Below are 18,981 nucleotides of genomic sequence, written 5' to 3'. Positions count from 1 at the left end.
AAGAGTAAATTCTTAATAATTAAGTAATTAAAGTATTTTCCAGGTTAAGTCAGCCTGCTGTTGCAAAACAGAAGAAAATTGCTGTCTTGGGGGCAAATCCAGATAAGGATAGGTTACTTTCGATAAATAAAGTCCCTGTGGATGAGCTGGGGTGATTAGTTCTGGTGTTCTATTTTCGATGAGATAACTTTCAAATTCATCAACGCTCAAAACTCCTTTCCCAATCTTTAACAATTGTCCCATGATAATCCTGATCATTTTACTTAAGAAACGATTGGAGGATATCTGAAAACGAAGGTGATCTCCATTTTCATCTACAGATAAACTTGCAGATCTCACAAAACAGAGGGTATGTTCATATTTATCAGGGCTGGTACAAAAAGCTTTATAATCTTTGTAATTAGGAAGTATTGCAGCAGCTTGTTTCATTTTATCAAAGTCAAGCTTATCTAATAAGTAAAATGAACTCAATCCATTCAGAAATGGATTTTTATAGGTATGCAGGAAATAATCATACGATCGTTGTACAGCATCAAATCGGGCATGCTGTTGTCCATCCATAGGAATGATATCGAAGACCGCAATATTGCCCGGTAAGGATTTATTAATCCTAAACATCAGGTCGAAATCCCAGGGCTGTTCCACATCCATATGGAAAAAGAATTGACTGGCATGAACCTGTGCATCAGTACGGCCGCAACCATTAATAAATATAGGAGTCTTTAATATATCAGTAAGTGCTTTTTCCAAAACACCCTGTACATTCATTATTCCTGGCTGTTTTTGCCATCCACTATAATTTAAACCGTTGTAACCTATGTGAACAAAGTATCTCAATTTCTTTCTATTTTCTTCCTGCCCTTTTGTTCAATTCTTCAATTGGCATATTCATCATTCTACCAATCTGTTTTTTACCTCTGTAGGTAATGACTTTTAACATGGTCGCATCTTTTGGAGGTGTTAATTTTTCCGTATATTTTGGATAAAAGCGATCAGGAAATGAGTTGTCGAAACTGTAGTAAATATCCAATCCTGCAACCTCTGTACTCAAATCAATCAGAAGTTGTTTATCTGCTGATCTGCTGACTTTAAATATAGGGTCATACACACTTGGCGCATATTTCGTTTCCGCTGCGTCCAGACGCTTAAAATGTTGTTCTACTCTGCTGAAAAAGTTTGGCCAGTTTTTTTTAGCCGGAGGAGACCAAACCGATTCTGCAATAGCCATACCTCTTGGCCAGGTCATGTATTCGGCCTGACGGATGTTATACACTTGTTCTGTCCATAAATTTGCCTGGCCTCCTTTAATATATTTAGGATCAACAGACGATGGTACAGGGTCAAACTGGTAAGCTTTGCTTAACCTAAGGGAAGCATAAACACGAGGTTCAGTGATTACGTCAGCTTGCATATAATCGAGGTATGCAAATTCCGTTGGGCTCATTACCACCTCATGCTTATTCCTTGCAGCTTCAATGCCATATTTCATTCCTCGCCAAGCCATAACAGCTGTATTGGGCGACATATTGCCATTCAATATTTCATCCCAGCCTATAAATTTTTTCCCTTTTGATTCAACAATCTTTTGAACGCGCTTTTCAAAATACCCTTGTACCTGATGCATATTCTTCAAACCTTCCTTAAGCATCAGTGCTTTTATGGCTTCATTTTTCTCCCAGAAATTGAAAGGAGCTTCATCTCCACCCATGTGTAGGTATTCGAATGGGAAAAGGGCTGCAACCTGGGTAATAACAGAATCTAAGAACGCATATACTTTTTCATTAGCAGGGCACAGTGTATTGTCTACCAAAGCAGTTGGTGGTGCACCTCTTGACCAGTCCATAATGCGTTCTCCAGAGCGTACCTTATAATTTTCAGCACCAGGCGTGCAGGATAATTCAGGATAAGAGCTGATTGCGGCAAGACTATGACCTGGGACATCTATTTCAGGAAGAACATTAACAAAACGTTCTTTGGCATATTGCACGATCTCTTTAATGTCTTCCTGTGTGTAAAAACCACCGTAATTACGAGGCTCATCAGCCGCAGGAGCTGGGAAAGTTCCAAAATCACCTACTTTTTTTACACTCCATGCGCCTATTTCAGTTAGCTTAGGAAAACCCTTGATTTCTATTCTCCAGCCCTCATCATCAGTTAGATGTAAATGTAAGATGTTGTATTTGTAACGTACCATTGCATCTAAATACTGTTTTACTTCCTCCTTAGTAAAAAAGTGACGGGCAACATCAAACATTAAACCCCTCCAGCCTAAGCGTGGGTAGTCTGTAATCTCAACACAAGGAACTTTCCATTCTGTTAGTTCAGTACTTCTTGTATGCTCTGCCTCGAATGGTTCTTTGCTTTCAATCGCGGCTGGGAACAATTGAAGCAGACTTTGTACACCATAAAACAAACCAGCTGCCTGATTGGCTTTAATAGTGATGTGATTTGGAGTAACCGTCAATTGGTAACCCTCATTGCCAAGCGTGTGATTTATTTTGTCATTTATTAATAAATGTATCTGTGCATTTTCGGATTTGCCACTTACAGAAGTAACAAAGCTGCCGGTAGGAACAGATAGTTTTTCTTGTAAAAAGGTAAGTACCTGATGTGTTTCAGGGGTAGCCGTACATTGAATAATCACATTAGCTGGTAAAACGAAGTATCCTTCCTTTTTAGAAACTTCTACAGGTTCTGGAATAATAGCTATATCCGGTGGTATATTATTTAGCGGATTATTGAACTCTGAAGTACTCGTGATCTGTGGAATTGATGTTTGTCCTAAAACGGAACAGCTAAACAGTAGAAAAAATAGGGCAGAAAGGATATTCTTCATTGATGATGTGTTTTTCGGATGTTATATGCTTAAAACGGCTGCAATTTACCAATTACTTTAGTGCATCCAATACGGTAAATAGTTTCTTATTTATTCCTGAACCTGAATAATTATTGACATTGATTACAATAATGTATTTATTTCCTGCTGTGCTGGTATAGTATCCTGCAAATGCTGAAACATTGTTTATCGTTCCACTTTTAATTTTCATGCCATTATATTCTGGAAAAGCTTTGTAATAATCGCCAAACCAGTTTTCTTTTTGAGCCTGAAATAACACGTCTGCTACAGCCAGGGTTGTTATCCGGTTTGCTGGTGAAAGACCACTTCCATCAATTATATTCAGTGCATTTTTGTCAATTCCTTTTGCAGCCCAGAACTTCAGTTCTGTATCTACGCCATCAGCTGTACTGGCCGTTTTTCCTGATTTTAATGCAAGGGTTTTCAACATGGTCTCCCCATATAGGTTAACACTCTTTTTTAAAAACCAATAAGTAATTTCCGATAAGGTAGGAGAGGTAATGGTACTGATTTTCTGAGTAATGTTTGCTATGTCCTGTCCATTTAAAGCCATGATTCTTGTTGTTGTAACAGGTTGTGTACTTACAATTCCTAAAAGCTTTAAAGTATCCTGCAATCTATAGGCACAATCATAAGCAGGATCTGGGATCGCACCAGAAATGCTACTTTTACGGATTCCAATGCCCCAGGTTCCTCTTAAATAAGCGGTGTTTCCGTAAGGGGGTAAAAATAAATAAGCATTATCACCACTACCCGAAACTCCTGTTTTTAACTCATTCCTCAGTTTTAAATAGGGCATTTCTGGAACTGTTTTTATCATTGTGGCTTCATCCCCCTGTCTTGAACCTGCTTTTAAATGGATGTCAAATTGATTTTCACGCCATGATAATCCTGAAGTGCCTGCTCCGTAGTAATTGCCCATGTCCTGCCAGGTCCAGCCCTCAGGAGTAGTCTGGGTTCCAAAAATTCGATCGTCTCCAATAACGGCTCCCTCTATTCTTTTAATCCCAGTCTTTTTTACTGCATTAACCCATTCGGTTAAAACAACATTTTCTTTATTCTGATAGCGATCGGAACCTAAAGTTGGATCACCACTTCCAATGATAACCAGGTTGCCTTTTAAAATACCATCATTTGTAATATTACCAGTGTAGGCCAATGTCGTCTGATATTGAAAATCTTTTCCCAGAATACTTAGAGCGGTCGCAGCAGTTATTACTTTTAAGGTTGAAGCAGTAGCTAGACCTATTTGTTCATTCTTTACAAAAAGGGGGGTACCAGTATTGGCATCCAAAACACAAAGTGATGAAATGGCATATTTTGTCTGCGGGTCTGATTGAAAGGTGTTGTAAGCTTTTTCCAGTTTCTGTATTGGAGTTTGTGCGATAGCGAAACTGCCGATGAAGAACAGGATTAAAAGAGATGGAATAGATCTTTTAGACATAAGCTTTTAAAATTAAAACGGCCATCATGCTGATTTGTTATCAGGATGATGGCCGTTAATATGAATTGGTTTTAATTGAATTAAACCAGTTTGTTATTTACCAGGTATTCTGCAATCTGAACTGCATTTGTTGCAGCACCTTTACGCAGGTTGTCTGCTACAATCCACATATTCAATGTATTTGGTAATGACTCATCACGTCTTATTCTTCCAACAAAAACCTCATCTTTCTCGTGTGCATCTTTTGGCATTGGATATTTAAGGTTCGCCGGATCATCAACTACGATGATACCTTGTGTAGCTGCCAGTAATTCTTTTACTTCAGTTACATCGAAATCATTTTCAAACTCAATGTTCACTGATTCAGAGTGACCTCCCATTACAGGAATACGTACTGTAGTTGCTGTAACTTTAATACTGTTATCACTCATGATTTTCTGAGTTTCCAATATCATTTTCATTTCCTCTTTAGTATATCCATTATCCTGGAATACATCAATCTGAGGAATTACATTTAAATCGATAGGGTAAGCGTAAGCCATAGGGCCATCAGTAATACCTTTACGCTCATTCATCATCTGTTCAACAGCCTTTACACCTGTGCCTGTAACAGATTGGTAAGTTGAAACTACTACACGTTTAATTTTGTATTTATCATGAAGTGGTTTTAAGGCCACTACCATTTGAATCGTTGAACAGTTAGGGTTTGCAATGATTTTATCATCGGCAGATAACTCATGTGCATTTACTTCAGGGACTACCAGCTTTTTCGACGGATCCATGCGCCATGCAGATGAATTGTCGATTACTGTAGTGCCAACTTCAGCGAAGCGAGGTGCTTCAGCTAATGATGTACTACCACCTGCAGAAAACAACGCAATATCAGGTCTCATCGAAATCGCAGTATCCATGTTTACAACAGCATACTTCTTACCCTTGAACGTGATTTCCTTACCAACACTCTTCTCAGAGGCTACAGGGATCAATTCAGTTAACGGGAAGTTACGCTCTTCTAATACTTTTAACATTACGGTGCCTACCAGGCCGGTGGCTCCAACTACTGCAATCTTCATTTTTTCTAATTAGTTGTTTTACTTGTTTTTAATTATTTATCAATTGTATTTTATGGTGAAATAATAAGTCCCCAAATATGGGCATTTTTTTACTCATAAAAAAAGGGATTGGCTTTTAGTAACCAATCCCTTATAATTTAATAAGCTATTTCTTATTTTATCAGTTCTCGGTTTACATAATCGAAGCTTTCCTTAATGCTTACAAACGGATCCTTCTTAAAATTCTCCTGCTCCACAATCAGATGCTCAAGACCAGATTGCTTTGCATGTGCATAAATGCTCTTAAAGTCGATAGTACCAGTGCCCACCTCAGTATTTAGTGCATGATTAGCTTTGTCCATATCTTTAACATGCCACATTACAAAACGTCCCGGATACTTATTGAAAAATGTAACAGGATCATTTCCTGAACGTACTATCCAGTAAAGGTCCATTTCAAAATTGATCAGGTTTTTATCTGTACCATTCAGCATAATTTCGTAACCTGTAGTTCCTCCTTCATGCTTATGTAACTCAAAATCATGGTTATGATAAGCTAATTTCATTCCCGCCTGTTTTACCAATTCTGCAGCTTCATTTAAGCGAGCTGTAATTTTCTTATAATCTTCAAGAGTTTTTCTTATCGGTTCACTCATCCATGCCACAGTAAAGTAGTGATTGTCAACTGCAGCAGCTCCTTCTATTAAAGGTTTTAGTAATTCTTTATCACCACTGGTAATGAAATTATCAATAACAAAGTGACCACTAGGTGAAGTTAAGCCATTCGCTTTAAGTAAATTTTTAAATGACTTTGCATCAAGCCCCCAATAGCCAGCCTCTTTAGAATAGCTGTAAGTTTCTACTTCTTTATACCCTGCATTGGCAATTTTTTCAATTACTCCTTTTACATCATGAGGAATTTGCTCCCTAAGTGAATACAACTGTAAGCCTACATTTCTTTTAGCTGTAGCTGCAGTACATGCAAAGGATGGAAGAAAAATTGCTCCTGCTGCCGCAAGACCAGCATGTTTAATGAATGTTCTTCTTGAGTTCATATTGATTTAATTTAAACGTCGCAAATATTTACGGCATCTCTAAGTGATTTAATTTTATCTGAATATTTGGGAATAAATTCTTGTGCTACATAGCCTTTAAATCCCGTAGCAAGAATTGCCCTTATAATAGCAGGATAAAATAATTCCTGAGTATCATCAATTTCATTTCTTCCGGGCACTCCAGCTGTATGATAATGTGAGATGTAAGGATGAAAGGTCTGAATATTACTGATCACATTGCCTTCATCAATCTGCATGTGATAAATATCGAACAGCAACTTGAAATTTTCTGATCCAAGTCTTTTTGCCAGTTCAGCACCCCAAGCTGTATGGTCGCATTGATAATCCTTATGGTTTACTTTGCTGTTCAGTAATTCCATCACTAGTACAACACCATGTTTTTCTGCTAGAGGCATTATTTGCTTCAAACCATCAACACAGTTTTTAAGCCCTGTTTCATCATCTTTACCACGTCTGTTACCACTAAAGCAGATCAGTTGAGTATAGCCTGCTTCAGCAACTTTAGGAATCATTTCCGTATAGTTTTTAATCAATGTTGGATGAAACTTAGGATCATTCCATCCGTCCACCAAATTAATCTCAGCTCCATTACACATAGAAGAATAAAGGCCATGCTTTTTTAAAGTTGGCCAGTCTTTAGGGCCCACAAGGTCAATCGCTTTGATGCCAATCTTTTTCGCCTCAATACACAGTTCATCCAAACTCAATTTTCCAAAACACCAGCGACATACTGAATGATTTACGTTTCCTTTTAGCTTATTGGACTCTGATTGTTGCAGTGCAAAAGCAGGTATTGTTGCCGAAACGCCTAATGCAGCGGTTCCGGCAACAATATTCTTTAACACAGTTCTTCTGCTTAGATCTTTACTCATCTCAAAATTGTTATACTACGGTTGGTTCTATTTTCTTTTTCTCATTAAAAAGAACAGTGAATAGCAAGAAGACTACAACAGCAATTACAGCTGGTATTATCCATATCATTTTCCAATCGGTAATACCATCAGATTTATACATGTCTGTTACCAGACCGGCAACTTTAAACCCGATTAACATACCTACGCCATAAGTAGCTAAGGTAATCATACCTTGTGCAGAGCTTTTGAATTTCTCTCCAGCTTTTGAGTTGGTGTAAATCTGACCTGATACAAAGAAAAAGTCATAGCAAACACCATGTAATGCAATTCCTATAATTAGCATGAAACTTAAATCACTTGCATTTCCGTATGCAAATAATACATAACGTACTGCCCAGGCCAACATACCAACCAATATGGTTTTTTTGAAACCATACTTGGCAAAGAATACAGGAATAGCTAACAGGAATAGTGCTTCAGAGATCTGTCCGATTGCCATTTTACCTGTAGGGTTTGTCACTTTTATATCCGCAAGGAAAACACCCGCATTCTGGTAATAGAATGCCAAAGGGATACAAATCAAAATTGAAGAGATAAAGAATATGGCAAAGTTTTTATCTTTCAATAGTTTAAGTGCATCTAAACCTAATATCTCATTGATGCTGATTTTTTCACCTTTTGCAACTTTAGGTGGAGTCGCAGGAAGTGCAAAGCTAAACAGTCCTAAAATAAGAGAACTAACTCCAGCCATCATAAAAGTGTTCTTCAATAAACCTGCTGTAATGCCTTCTGGAGAATCCCAATGAAATACAAAGCTGATCAAAAGACCCGCAACGATCCAGCCGATTGTTCCAAATACCCTGATAGAAGAAAACTCTTTTTCAGGGTCTTTCATCTGATTAAACGAAACAGAATTTACAAGTGCCAGTGTAGGCATAAATAAAATCATATAACCCAGTACATAAGGGTAGAATACCGAGATGTCTGTAGCATTATACATTTGATACATTAATATCGCACCTACAATGTGTAGGATCCCAAGGATTTTTTCAGCATTGAAATATCTGTCGGCAATTAATCCAATGATAAAAGGAGCAATGATTGCACCCCAGGATTGTGTTGAAAATACAGAGCCTGTTTCAGCACCTGTGGCACTTAAATTACTTCCAAGGAAAGTCCCCAGTGTAACAAACCATGCGCCCCAGATGAAAAATTCCAGGAACATCATGACCGATAATTTGATGCGGTTGTTTAAATTCATGTTTGGTTTTTTATTTTTTATTTCTTTGATTTTTTACAGCTTTTTAATCATGATGTTGCGGTACCAAACATTGTCTCCATGATCTTGAAGCGCAATTTTACCCGATTTAAAAGTACCCCAATCTTTCCAGCCGCCAAATTTACTGCCAGCAACAAGTGAAGTCCAGTTAGCATCCCACAATGTAGTAGAAACAACTTTTACACCATTAAGATAATGCTCTAATTTACCATCTTTACAAATGATCTCAGCAGTATTCCATTCGCCAACTGGTTTTACAGGTTCTGATGTGCTTTTAATCAGATCATACAAATCACCAGCACGATGTTTAGTGATTTTTCCATCAGGATGGCCATCATTGTCCAAAACCTGCATTTCTAAACCAGTGCTGTAAGTCTTGGCATATTTAGCAGGATCTTCCTTCACATAGAAAATAATCCCACTATTGGCTTTTGGCGCAACCTTCCAATCTATTTTCAAGTGAAAATTACTATACTCATTGTCTGTCACTAAATCGCCACCACCGCTTTTGTCTCCAGCAGGATTAAAGTGCAATGCTCCATCTTCAACCGTCCATTTTGACCCTGCGGTTGTTTTACCGTAAGTATGCCAACCTTTAGTAGTTTTTCCATCAAATATTTTGGTAAATCCCTTCTTACTTGATTGAGCTTGTGCAATACCACCAGAGATAACTGCGGTGAGTATCATTGCTGAAATATAATTTTTCATATTTATGGTTTTAAGGATAAAGGAGCATGTATAGCTCCTAAACTCCAAGTGTCCAGCCTTTACGGTATTCGCGTTTTACAAATTGGTTTACATCATCGAAATTGGTAATTCTCATATTGGCATTGTCCCAAAGTAATTTGATGTTTCTACCAGGATAGGTGAATTTTCCTTTATCATTTTTAGGACCTTGTATATCTGTTCCTCTAATGGCAAGGTTAGCCATTAATAGAGATTCAGTAAGTGGACCAGCAATAGAGAATGGAGAGCTTACCTCTTTTTTACCATGTCCTGCAATACATGCCTCAACCCATTGTGCGTAATGACCTTTTTCACCACCAGCTACACGCTCAAATTTCTGTTTTACCTTTATATTTTCATTTCTGCTTAAAGGCAATAGACGAGGGTTTGAACCATAAGTATTAGCCATCATTTTACCTTTTGTTCCAATAAATAAAGTACCATTACCACCGTCGCCAAATGATTCATTAGCGGCTAACTCTTCTGGTCTTTCAGGTTGTATACCACCGTCCATCCAGTGTACAACGATATCTCCTTTGGTTTTTTTGGTTTTAGGGAATTTTAAAGTAACATGGCTTGATGGAGGACAACTATCAGGGAAGTATCCTCTTTTAAACTCATCAACATATACAGAACCTACACTAGCCTGAACTTCAGTAGCATATTTTAAATCTAATACACTGAAAGGAGCTTCTAAAAGGTGGCAGCCCATATCTCCCAATGCACCAGTCCCGTAATCCCACCATCCGCGCCAGTTAAAAGGCACTAGTTTATCTACATACTCTTTGTATGGAGCAGTACCTAACCAAAGATCCCAGTCAAGATCTGAAGGTACAGCAGCTTTATTAGCAGACCATGGAATACCTTGTGGCCATACCGGTCTATCTGTCCACGCATAAACAGTATGAACATCTCCAATTAAACCAGCGTCATACCATTCCCTCATTAACCTGGGGCCATCATTTGATGCGCCTTGATTTCCCATCTGTGTTACCACTTTATATTTTTCTGCAGCTGCAGTTAATGCACGTGCCTCATAAATATCGTGTGTTAATGGTTTCTGAACATAAACATGTTTACCCAATTGCATGGCAGCAATGGCCTGTATAGCGTGACTATGATCTGGTGTTGAAATAGAAACAGCATCAAAGTTTTTAGCTTCTTTATCGAACATTTCACGGTAATCCCTGTAATATTTTGCTTTAGGATATGCCTTTACACTGTTTGCTGCTCTGCTATCATGAACGTCGCAAAGGAAACCGATGTCTGCTTTACCACTATCTGCAAAAGCTTTTATATCCGAGAAGCCTTTACCTCCAGCACCAATACCAGCAACAATCAGTCTGTCGCTAGGTGCTAAAAATCCAGGTCCGCCTAATACATGGCGAGGAACAATCATAAATGCAGAAGCTGCAATAGCTGTGGTTTTGAGGAAATTACGTCTCGACGTAGCATCCTGGTTTTTGTTGATTTCTCCCATTTGTGTGTGTGGTTCGTTATTTTTTAAGAGATAAGATGTATTTCACCATTGTTTTGGCATCATCATGACTTAAAGATGCATGTGGAGTCATTGGTATTTCACCCCAAACACCTTGGCCACCTTTAATAATTTTATCTGCCAGATGGTTAACATTTTCATCGTTTAACGGATATTTTGCTGCAATATCTACATATGCAGGGCCAATTACCTTTTGCACTTTGTTGTGGCATCCGATACAGTCTGATTTTGCAATTAATTTCTCACCATCACTCTTTACTGCTGTTGCAGGTGCAGCTGTTTCTGTACTTGTTGCTGGGGTTTCAGTTGTGGTAGTCGTGTTTGAAGATGCTGCACGCTCTTCAGGACTTGAACATGAGGCTATTGCTAATACAAAGCAGCCTAGGATAAATAGTGTCTGTTTCATTTTAATTTATTGATTTACACCCAGGATTTTATTGTTGAAATCTTCGTTTCCACCGGAAGCTGCAAAATCATCAAAAGCCCTGTCTGTTACTTTAATAATATTTTTTGTAATAAATTCTGCACCTTCTTTGGCGCCAACCTGAGCGTCTTTAATGCAACATTCCCATTCCATTACAGCCCAACCGGTATAGTCATATTGAGCAAGTTTACTGAAGATTGTTTTAAAGTCTACTTGTCCATCACCAGGAGAACGATATCTTCCGGCACGGTTTGCCCAGCTTTGGTAACCACCAAAAGTTCCCTGCTTTCCTGTGGCATTAAATTCAGAATCTTTAACATGGAAAGCTTTGATACGTTCATGATAAAAATCAATATATTGAATGTAATCCAGTTGTTGTAATACAAAATGTGATGGGTCATATAAAAGACAAGCACGTGGGTGGTTGTTTACTTTCTCCAGGAACATTTCATAAGTGATGCCATCAAATAAATCTTCACCAGGATGTATTTCATAACAAACATCAACACCACAAGTATCAAATTCATTCAAGATAGGTGTCCATCTTTTAGCAAGTTCAGTAAAGCCGGCATCAACCAAACCTTCCGGGCGTTGAGGCCATGGATGGAACATATGCCATAATAATGATCCGCTAAAAGTAGCATGAGCATTTAAGCCTAAGTTTTGTGAAGCTTTTGCAGCATATTTCAATTGTTGTACAGCCCATTCTGTTCTTGCTTTTGGATTGTTCTTATAAGCATCCGGTGCAAAAGCATCAAAAGCAAGGTCATAAGCCGGATTTACGGCAACCAACTGCCCCTGTAGGTGAGTTGACAGCTCTGTAATTTCCAGTCCGTACGAAGCTACTTTTCCTTTTAGTTCATCTGCATAGGTTTTACTCTCTGCCGCTTTTTGCAAGTCAATAAACCTTGCATCAAGCGTTGGCATTTGTATCCCTTTAAAGCCAAGTCCTGCTGCCCATTCACAAATGGCTTCTAAAGAATTAAATGGCGCTTCGTCTCCAATAAACTGGGCTAGAAATACTCCAGGTCCTTTAATTGTAGTCATGATTCGTTATATTTTAAAATCAAACCATTTTTGATCTGATTGGCTTGAAGCCACTGCGTTTTCAATAAATGCCATTCCACGTACGCCGTCTTCAACTGTAGGGAAGTCTAGCATTGCTGCTGTTGGAGTGCCTCCAGCTAATTTTGTTCTTAAAGTAAGTACGAAATTTTTATAGATGTTAGCGAAAGCTTCAAGATATCCCTCTGGGTGACCACCAGGTGTGCGGGTATTGTGTTTAGCTATATCTGATAAATATGCCTGACCTGCACGGTAAATCTGTGCTGGCTGGTCTAACCATTTTACGACTAATGTATTTGGTTCCATTTGGTGCCATTCTAATCCACCTTTTTCACCATATACTTTAATTTTTAATGCATTTTCTTCGCCTGCAGCAATTTGTGATGCTACCAAAATACCATTTGCACCATTGTCGAATTTAAGCAACACATTTCCGTCATCATCCAAACCTCTACCTGGAACAACAATGTTCAGATCAGCACAAAGTTTACTGATTTTTAAGCCCGAAATATATTCAGCTAATTGTGCAGCATGTGTGCCAATATCGCCCATCGCTCCACTTTTTCCACTTTTTGATGGGTCTGTGCGCCATGCAGCGCCAGCATTACCTTCACGTTCAGTAAGTGTGCTTAGCCAACCTTGAGGATATTCAACCATAATTTTTCTGATTGCACCAAGGTTGCCATCTGCAACCATTTGTCTGGCTTGCTTAACCATTGGATAACCTGAATAGGTGTGAGTTAAGCATAATGTTAAACCTGTTTCTTTAACTTTTTGTTGCAATTGTTTTGCTTCATCAAGTGATAAGGCGATAGGTTTTTCTATTACTACGTTAAAACCATGATCTAATGCCATCATTGCAGGAGCAAAGTGAGCAAAATTTGGAGTTACAATGGTTACGAAATCTATGCGTTTGTCAGCAGGTAGTTTACTTTCCTGCGTAATCATTTCTTCATAGTTTAAGTAAGTCCTGTCTTCATCAAGAAACAATATTTTACCAGATTCTTTGGCTACTTCTGGATTAATACTTAGTGCTCCACAGCAAAACTCAACTTGTCCGTCAATGTTTGCCGCGATACGATGTATGGCGCCGATAAATGCATCTTTACCGCCGCCAATCATGCCCATTCTAATTTTTCTATTCTCCATTAAAGGTTTCCTTTTTTTAATTCACTAACAGCAAAGTCACACGCTCTGGCAGTTAGTGCCATATAAGTTAATGATGGGTTCTGACATGCGGCTGAAGCCATACATGAACCATCGGTTACAAAAACATTTTTTACTTCATGCATCTGGTTCCATTTATTCAAAACAGACGTTTTAGGATCATGTCCCATACGAGCTGTTCCCATTTCATGTATGGCCATACCTGGTGCAGAACCATTGTCAAATGTTTTGATATCTTTAGCGCCTGATGCTTCCAGCATTTCTGCTGCATCATTCATCATGTCAACACGCATTTTGCGCTCGTTATCTTTAAATTCGCAGTCAATAGCCAAAACAGGTTGTCCCCATTTATCTTTCTTGCTTTTATCGATATACACTTTGTTTTCAAAATATGGTAATGCTTCACCAAATCCGCCTAATCCCATATTCCATGAACCTGGCACAGTCATTTGATCTTTGAAGTCACCCCCAAAAGCTAATTCAGCAACATCAGCATGCCAGTTACCGCGACTTCCACCACCTTGGTAGCCAAATCCTCTCAGGTAATCACGTTTGTCGTTACCCATATTTTGATATCTTGGGATATAAATACCATTGGCTCTCTTTCCGTAAGTATATTTATTCTCAAAGCCCTCAAATCTTCCATTTGCACCGGCACGGAAGTGGTGATCCATTAAGTTATGTCCCAATTGACCACTACCATTGCCCAAACCATTAGGATGTTCGTCTGATACTGAGTTTAACAGAACGAAAGTACTGCCAAGGGTTGAACCATTTACGAATACAATTTTTGCAAAAAATTCAGTGGTTTCCATTGTTTCTGAATCTATAACTACAACACCTTTTGCTTTTTGAGTTTCTTTATCGTAAATGATAGAGTTTACAAGTGAGAATGGACGCAAGGTTAAATTACCAGTTGCTACAGCTGCAGGTAATGTAGAGGATTGCGTACTGAAATATGCACCAAAAGGACAACCTCTGCTACAAAGGTTACGGTATTGACATTTGCCACGGCCACCATGTTCAACAGTTAAGTTGGCAGTACGGCCAATGGTCATAATTCGCGACTTGCTCCATTTGGCTTCAATACGTTTTTTAACTTCTTTCTCTACACAGTTCATCTCCATAGGAGGAAGGAACTGACCATCTGGACATGCCGGCCAGTTTTCGGCTTGTCCGCTGATACCTGCAAATTTCTCTACATAATCGTACCATGGTGCAAGATCTTTATATCTGATTGGCCAATCAACACCATGCCCGTCTTTAAGGTTATCTTCAAAGTTCAGATCACTGAAACGGTAGCTCTGTCTACCCCACATTAGTGATTTACCACCAACATGGAAACCCCGGTACCAGTCAAAACGTTTAACCTCGGTATATGGACAATCGTGGTCATTTACCCAAAAGCTTTCATTAAATTCCTGGTAAGGATAATCTCTTTTTTGTACTGGGTGACTTTCCTTTTGTTCTTCGGTTAGTCGACCTCTATGTTCAAACTCCCATGGCTTTTTCATTGCCGTGGTATAGTCTTTTATATGCTCAACGTTTCTGCCTCTTTCAAGTAGTAAAACTTTCAGACCTTTTTCCGTTAATTCTTTTGCTGCCCATCCACCACTAATTCCGGATCCTACAACAATCGCATCATAAGTATTCTGCGCTGTTGCTTTAACATTTAAATTGCTCATTTATTTATGATATAAAAGGTTTACGACCAAACTCTTTGCCCAGGCTTCATATCTGCACAGCCGTCATAACGACCAGGTATTTCTACGAATTCATAAGCCTGTGTTGCACCAATTTCTGAAGTGAAATATCCCAATAGGGTTAAATCTCTGATAATAGAGAAGAAACGAGGTTCCATTTTAGGTTTGTCTTTAGGAAGAATGGATATTGTACCTGTATTCTCTGTCTGTGATGTTGCTTTTTCATCAGGATTTGTTAGCTGCTTATCTTTTTCAGCTTGTTCCTGCTTGTCCAGGTTTTCCTTTTCAGTTTTAGTTGCTGCGACAGTCTCATCCCTAAGCTTGCCAAGTAAATCCTGACGCTCTTTTACACTGAGTTCCAGAAAACCTTTTTTGTATTCATCTTTCGATTGTTTCTCCAAATCATCCAGCCCTTTTATAAAGGCTTTTTGGGCATCATCAGGATAACAATCTTTTACCATCATTGAAATGAATGGTCCTACACCAGCGGCTTTTGCACCAGGAGTTTTTGTAGTAGGGATAATAATATCCGCAACTTCGGTAATCAGGTTTTGCTGATTATCGGTAAATAAACTGCCCTTTGTTGGAGTGGATGTTGAATTGCAACTTTCCAGAAATACGCCGATTGTAGTTGCTGAAAGTGCCCCGCCCATTAAAAAGGCAACACTTTTCACCGCTTCTCTTCTGTTCATATTCGGTTATTAAGGTTGGTATTATGTGTTTAAACTATATTTTGTTTTGTAATATTAAGCAAATAAAAATAGATAGTGTTATAAATACACCATAAAGTAAATATATAATGTTTTTGTTACTAAATCAATTTTTTAACATATAACATTAGTAACTCAGCTAAAAATAAATCTTGTACGTTGCACAAATAATCGTCTTTATCTTTTGGTCGTTATAAACATTTTTGAATAGGTTTGCTCATTTATTTACTTTTGTACAAATCCTAACTTATTTATGAGTGAAAAAATATTGGTATTAGGTTCTAATGGTCAGATCGGCACAGAACTGGTAACCGCTTTACGTAAAACTTATAGTGAAAATAATGTCATAGCCTGTGATATTCGCAGACCCGATTATGACATCAAGAATTCAGGCCCTTTCGAGTTTGTGAATGTGCTTGAAAAGGAAACCTTAAATGATATCTTTAGAAAATATAAGCCTACGCAGGTATATCTGTTAGCCGCTTTATTGTCAGCTACGGGAGAACAAAATCCTAAATTAGCCTGGGATCTGAATATGAATGGTCTTTTGAATATTTTGGATTTGGCTATTACTTATAAAACAGCAAAAGTTTACTGGCCAAGTTCTATTGCTGTATTTGGTCCTAACTCACCAAAGGATGTTACCCCGCAATTCAGTGTAATGGATCCTAATACAGTATATGGTATTAGTAAATTGGCAGGTGAGCGTTGGTGCGAGTATTACTTTCAAAAGTATGGACTAGATGTACGTAGTATCCGTTACCCGGGATTAATCAGCTGGAAAGCTGCGCCAGGTGGTGGTACAACAGACTATGCCATTCATATTTTTCATGATGCACTAAAGAAAGGGAGTTATGCTTCGTTCTTAAACGAAAGAACTGAATTACCAATGATGTATATGGACGATGCAATACGTGGGACAATAGAATTGATGGATGCGGAAGCTTCCAAAATTTCGATTCGTTCTAGTTATAATTTTACAGGTGTAAGCTTTACGCCGGAAATACTTGCTGCAGAAATCAGAAAACATATTCCTGAATTTAAGTTAACTTACACTGAAAATGATCCACGTCAGTTGATTGCTGATGGTTGGCCACGTTCTATAGATGATAGTTATGCCGCTAAAGACTGGGGATGGAAACCCGAGTTTGATTTGTCTAAACTAACTTCAGATATGTTGAAGAATTTAAAAAAATAAATATCTAGTTTTGAGGCTGGCTTTGAATACTGGCTACTAGTAATAAAATTAAAAAATGGGAAGAGCATTCGAATTTAGAAAAGAAAGAAAGTTTAAACGTTGGGCCAAAATGGCTGTGCAGTTTACCAGGATAGGTAAAGATATCGTGATGGCGGTAAAAGATGCCGGGCCACATCCCGAAACCAATTCACGTTTGCGTACCGCAATGCAAAATGCTAAAGCGGTAAATATGCCAAAAGACCGTGTAGAAGCAGCTATTAAAAGAGCTTCTGATAAGAGCATGGCCAATTATGAAGAAATCGTTTATGAGGGATACGCGCCACATGGTGTTGCGGTTTTGATTGAGACAGCTACAGATAACACAAACAGAACTGTTGCGAATGTGCGTAGTTATTTCAATAAAACAAACGGCACTTTAGGTAAAACGGGATCACTTGATTTTGTGTTCAACAGAAAATCGGTATTCAGATTTGTTCCTTCTGATGATATGGATCTGGAAGAATTAGAGTTTGAACTGATTGATGCCGGACTAGAAGAATTATACGTAGAGGCGGATGAAGAAGGAAATGATATTGCGGTTGCACAAGGCCCTTTTGAAAACTTTGGTACACTACAAAAAGCACTGGAAGAAAAAGGTATAGAATTGAAGAGCTCTAAACTAGAGCGAATTGCTTTGTCGCACCATGAAGTAACAGAGGAGCAGGCAGCTGATGTTTTGAAACTGATTGATAAATTAGAAGAAGATGACGACGTTCAGGCTGTTTATCACAATATGGCAGAATAGGTGATCTGAAAAGGATAAAATTAAAAGAGCAGGGCATTTAATGTTCCTGCTCTTTTTGTTCAGTGTCTTTCTCTTCAATGTTGTTTTCGTATTCGTCCATTACCGTATCCTTCCACATAGCAATTCTTTTGTGATACGCGGTTCTTGCAATCATATGTGCCCCTACAGGTGCAGTCAATACAAGGAAAAATACAGTTGCAATGGCTTTAGTGGTAACAGAAACATCAGGGAATATGATTGCTGCGCATGTCAGAAACAGACCTACGCCCATCGTTGAGGCCTTTACAGTTACTGAAAGACGCAGATAAAAATCTGGCATTCTTAGGATCCCTATAGAAGCAAATAATATGGCCAGAGCGCCAATGGTACTTATTACACCAATTAAAATATCTGTCATAATTACTTTTTCTTATCTAAATAAAATGAAAATGAAATAGTACCCAAAAAAGCGATTAGGGCCAAAATCATAGCCACATCCAGAAAAATGGGCTCCAGAGAACGGATGCTGTATACGGTAATCAGCGCAATACCGATTGTAATCAGCAAATCCAGTGCTACAACACGGTCTACCACTTCAGGACCCTTATATAATCTGATAAATACCAAAATGACTGAAATAGTCAATATCGGTAAAATTACGTAGTCTAAATATGTTGCTAATGTCATCGTATGATCTCTAATAATCTTTTCTCAAATCCGTTTTTGATCTGCGCAATAAATGTTTCCCTGTCTTTCATATACATCACATGGATAAACAGTGACTTTTTATCTTCACTGACATCGAGGATAAGAGTTCCGGGAGTGAGTGAGATCATAGTCGACAATAAATTGATTTCCAAGTCAGAATTAGCCTCCAGTGGATAGCGGACAATGCCAGGTTTAAAAAAATATTTTGGAGTAATTACATCGTAAGCGACTTGAATATTCGCCACAATCATTTCGTATAGAAAGTAAAAGAAAACTCCAATGGTCTTCGGTACACGTGAAAAATAGCGTCGATCTGTTTCATCCCGGTTCATGATCCAGAGGATACAAAAGCCCAGTGCAAAACCAAATACAAAATTGGAATAATACATGGAACCTGTTAAGGCCACCCAAATAAAGGAGAGCAATAGGTTCATTAAAAAGTGCTTAATCATATCGT

The 18,981-nt window shown here is 38.4% G+C and carries 19 protein-coding genes; 2 read left to right on the top strand and 17 right to left on the bottom strand.

Annotated elements, in window-relative coordinates; genetic code table 11:
• Nucleotides 1–27: 27 nt before the first annotated feature.
• The 14 genes from truA to WC623_RS23490 all read right to left on the bottom strand — a co-directional run bounded on the left by truA (nucleotide 28) and on the right by WC623_RS23490 (nucleotide 15,837).
• Complete coding sequence (gene truA, locus WC623_RS23555) at nucleotides 28–837, bottom strand: tRNA pseudouridine(38-40) synthase TruA (protein WP_372855802.1); 810 nt, start codon at nucleotides 835–837, stop codon at nucleotides 28–30.
• 7 nt (nucleotides 838–844) lie between these two features.
• Nucleotides 845–2,836, bottom strand: a complete 1,992-nt coding sequence (locus tag WC623_RS23550) for a beta-N-acetylhexosaminidase (RefSeq protein WP_372855800.1) — start codon at nucleotides 2,834–2,836, stop codon at nucleotides 845–847.
• Between the two features lie 52 nt (nucleotides 2,837–2,888).
• Entirely contained in the window at nucleotides 2,889–4,301 is a 1,413-nt protein-coding gene (dacB, locus tag WC623_RS23545; protein ID WP_372855798.1) for a D-alanyl-D-alanine carboxypeptidase/D-alanyl-D-alanine-endopeptidase, read from the bottom strand.
• Between the two features lie 80 nt (nucleotides 4,302–4,381).
• Nucleotides 4,382–5,374 (bottom strand): aspartate-semialdehyde dehydrogenase, encoded by a 993-nt coding sequence (locus WC623_RS23540; protein WP_349786468.1) that lies wholly within the window; start codon nucleotides 5,372–5,374, stop codon nucleotides 4,382–4,384.
• Between the two features lie 152 nt (nucleotides 5,375–5,526).
• Nucleotides 5,527–6,408, bottom strand: coding sequence for a sugar phosphate isomerase/epimerase family protein (locus WC623_RS23535; RefSeq protein ID WP_372855796.1), 882 nt, complete (start codon nucleotides 6,406–6,408; stop codon nucleotides 5,527–5,529).
• Nucleotides 6,409–6,419: 11 nt separating this feature from the next.
• Entirely contained in the window at nucleotides 6,420–7,301 is an 882-nt protein-coding gene (locus WC623_RS23530; RefSeq protein WP_372855794.1) for a hydroxypyruvate isomerase family protein, read from the bottom strand.
• 10 nt (nucleotides 7,302–7,311) lie between these two features.
• Nucleotides 7,312–8,544 (bottom strand): nucleoside permease, encoded by a 1,233-nt coding sequence (locus WC623_RS23525; RefSeq protein WP_372855792.1) that lies wholly within the window; start codon nucleotides 8,542–8,544, stop codon nucleotides 7,312–7,314.
• Nucleotides 8,545–8,577: 33 nt separating this feature from the next.
• A complete protein-coding gene (locus WC623_RS23520; RefSeq protein WP_372855790.1) occupies nucleotides 8,578–9,270 on the bottom strand; it encodes a DUF1080 domain-containing protein in 693 nt (230 codons plus the stop codon).
• 37 nt (nucleotides 9,271–9,307) lie between these two features.
• Entirely contained in the window at nucleotides 9,308–10,768 is a 1,461-nt protein-coding gene (locus tag WC623_RS23515) for a Gfo/Idh/MocA family protein (protein ID WP_372855788.1), read from the bottom strand.
• A gap of 16 nt (nucleotides 10,769–10,784) precedes the next feature.
• Nucleotides 10,785–11,192 (bottom strand): c-type cytochrome, encoded by a 408-nt coding sequence (locus WC623_RS23510; RefSeq protein WP_372855786.1) that lies wholly within the window; start codon nucleotides 11,190–11,192, stop codon nucleotides 10,785–10,787.
• A 6-nt stretch (nucleotides 11,193–11,198) separates the two neighbouring features.
• A complete protein-coding gene (locus WC623_RS23505; protein ID WP_372855784.1) occupies nucleotides 11,199–12,257 on the bottom strand; it encodes a sugar phosphate isomerase/epimerase family protein in 1,059 nt (352 codons plus the stop codon).
• 6 nt (nucleotides 12,258–12,263) lie between these two features.
• Nucleotides 12,264–13,424 carry a Gfo/Idh/MocA family protein gene (locus WC623_RS23500; protein ID WP_372855782.1) on the bottom strand — a complete coding sequence of 387 codons (1,161 nt, stop codon included), beginning with the start codon at nucleotides 13,422–13,424 and terminating at the stop codon, nucleotides 12,264–12,266.
• Nucleotides 13,424–15,127, bottom strand: a complete 1,704-nt coding sequence (locus tag WC623_RS23495; RefSeq protein WP_372855780.1) for a GMC oxidoreductase — start codon at nucleotides 15,125–15,127, stop codon at nucleotides 13,424–13,426. Before WC623_RS23495 ends, WC623_RS23500 begins: the two co-directional genes overlap by 1 nt.
• Before the next feature lie 20 nt (nucleotides 15,128–15,147).
• Nucleotides 15,148–15,837, bottom strand: coding sequence for a gluconate 2-dehydrogenase subunit 3 family protein (locus WC623_RS23490; RefSeq protein WP_372855778.1), 690 nt, complete (start codon nucleotides 15,835–15,837; stop codon nucleotides 15,148–15,150).
• Between the two features lie 271 nt (nucleotides 15,838–16,108).
• Between WC623_RS23490 and WC623_RS23485 the strand changes: the two genes are divergently transcribed.
• Both WC623_RS23485 and WC623_RS23480 read left to right on the top strand, forming a co-directional pair.
• Nucleotides 16,109–17,053 carry an NAD-dependent epimerase/dehydratase family protein gene (locus WC623_RS23485; RefSeq protein ID WP_372855776.1) on the top strand — a complete coding sequence of 315 codons (945 nt, stop codon included), beginning with the start codon at nucleotides 16,109–16,111 and terminating at the stop codon, nucleotides 17,051–17,053.
• Between the two features lie 55 nt (nucleotides 17,054–17,108).
• Nucleotides 17,109–17,837, top strand: coding sequence for a YebC/PmpR family DNA-binding transcriptional regulator (locus WC623_RS23480; protein WP_372855774.1), 729 nt, complete (start codon nucleotides 17,109–17,111; stop codon nucleotides 17,835–17,837).
• A 37-nt stretch (nucleotides 17,838–17,874) separates the two neighbouring features.
• Here WC623_RS23480 and mnhG read toward each other — a convergent pair whose 3' ends face one another.
• The 3 genes from mnhG to WC623_RS23465 are packed head-to-tail and all read right to left on the bottom strand — an operon-like array spanning nucleotide 17,875 to nucleotide 18,976.
• Entirely contained in the window at nucleotides 17,875–18,234 is a 360-nt protein-coding gene (mnhG, locus tag WC623_RS23475) for a monovalent cation/H(+) antiporter subunit G (RefSeq protein ID WP_372855772.1), read from the bottom strand.
• 2 nt (nucleotides 18,235–18,236) lie between these two features.
• Nucleotides 18,237–18,503 (bottom strand): monovalent cation/H+ antiporter complex subunit F, encoded by a 267-nt coding sequence (locus tag WC623_RS23470; protein ID WP_372855770.1) that lies wholly within the window; start codon nucleotides 18,501–18,503, stop codon nucleotides 18,237–18,239.
• A complete protein-coding gene (locus WC623_RS23465) occupies nucleotides 18,500–18,976 on the bottom strand; it encodes a Na+/H+ antiporter subunit E (protein WP_372855768.1) in 477 nt (158 codons plus the stop codon). The genes WC623_RS23470 and WC623_RS23465 overlap by 4 nt, the downstream gene beginning before the upstream one ends.
• Nucleotides 18,977–18,981: the final 5 nt, after the last annotated feature.

It is taken from the genome of Pedobacter sp. (assembly GCF_041645105.1).
Lineage (GTDB): Bacteria > Bacteroidota > Bacteroidia > Sphingobacteriales > Sphingobacteriaceae > Pedobacter.
Note: the sequence above shows the minus strand (reverse complement) of the source record. Positions and strands in the feature narration are given on the sequence as shown.

Coding starts and splice junctions, on each gene's coding strand:
- WC623_RS23550 (WP_372855800.1), bottom strand. CDS start 2,836: ATGAAGAATATCCTTTCTGCCCTATTTTTTCTACTGTTTAGCTGTTCC.
- dacB (WP_372855798.1), bottom strand. CDS start 4,301: ATGTCTAAAAGATCTATTCCATCTCTTTTAATCCTGTTCTTCATCGGC.
- WC623_RS23540 (WP_349786468.1), bottom strand. CDS start 5,374: ATGAAGATTGCAGTAGTTGGAGCCACCGGCCTGGTAGGCACCGTAATG.
- WC623_RS23535 (WP_372855796.1), bottom strand. CDS start 6,408: ATGAACTCAAGAAGAACATTCATTAAACATGCTGGTCTTGCGGCAGCA.
- WC623_RS23530 (WP_372855794.1), bottom strand. CDS start 7,301: ATGAGTAAAGATCTAAGCAGAAGAACTGTGTTAAAGAATATTGTTGCC.
- WC623_RS23525 (WP_372855792.1), bottom strand. CDS start 8,544: ATGAATTTAAACAACCGCATCAAATTATCGGTCATGATGTTCCTGGAA.
- WC623_RS23520 (WP_372855790.1), bottom strand. CDS start 9,270: ATGAAAAATTATATTTCAGCAATGATACTCACCGCAGTTATCTCTGGT.
- WC623_RS23515 (WP_372855788.1), bottom strand. CDS start 10,768: ATGGGAGAAATCAACAAAAACCAGGATGCTACGTCGAGACGTAATTTC.
- WC623_RS23510 (WP_372855786.1), bottom strand. CDS start 11,192: ATGAAACAGACACTATTTATCCTAGGCTGCTTTGTATTAGCAATAGCC.
- WC623_RS23505 (WP_372855784.1), bottom strand. CDS start 12,257: ATGACTACAATTAAAGGACCTGGAGTATTTCTAGCCCAGTTTATTGGA.
- WC623_RS23500 (WP_372855782.1), bottom strand. CDS start 13,424: ATGGAGAATAGAAAAATTAGAATGGGCATGATTGGCGGCGGTAAAGAT.
- WC623_RS23495 (WP_372855780.1), bottom strand. CDS start 15,127: ATGAGCAATTTAAATGTTAAAGCAACAGCGCAGAATACTTATGATGCG.
- WC623_RS23490 (WP_372855778.1), bottom strand. CDS start 15,837: ATGAACAGAAGAGAAGCGGTGAAAAGTGTTGCCTTTTTAATGGGCGGG.
- WC623_RS23485 (WP_372855776.1), top strand. CDS start 16,109: ATGAGTGAAAAAATATTGGTATTAGGTTCTAATGGTCAGATCGGCACA.
- WC623_RS23480 (WP_372855774.1), top strand. CDS start 17,109: ATGGGAAGAGCATTCGAATTTAGAAAAGAAAGAAAGTTTAAACGTTGG.
- mnhG (WP_372855772.1), bottom strand. CDS start 18,234: ATGACAGATATTTTAATTGGTGTAATAAGTACCATTGGCGCTCTGGCC.
- WC623_RS23470 (WP_372855770.1), bottom strand. CDS start 18,503: ATGACATTAGCAACATATTTAGACTACGTAATTTTACCGATATTGACT.
- WC623_RS23465 (WP_372855768.1), bottom strand. CDS start 18,976: ATGATTAAGCACTTTTTAATGAACCTATTGCTCTCCTTTATTTGGGTG.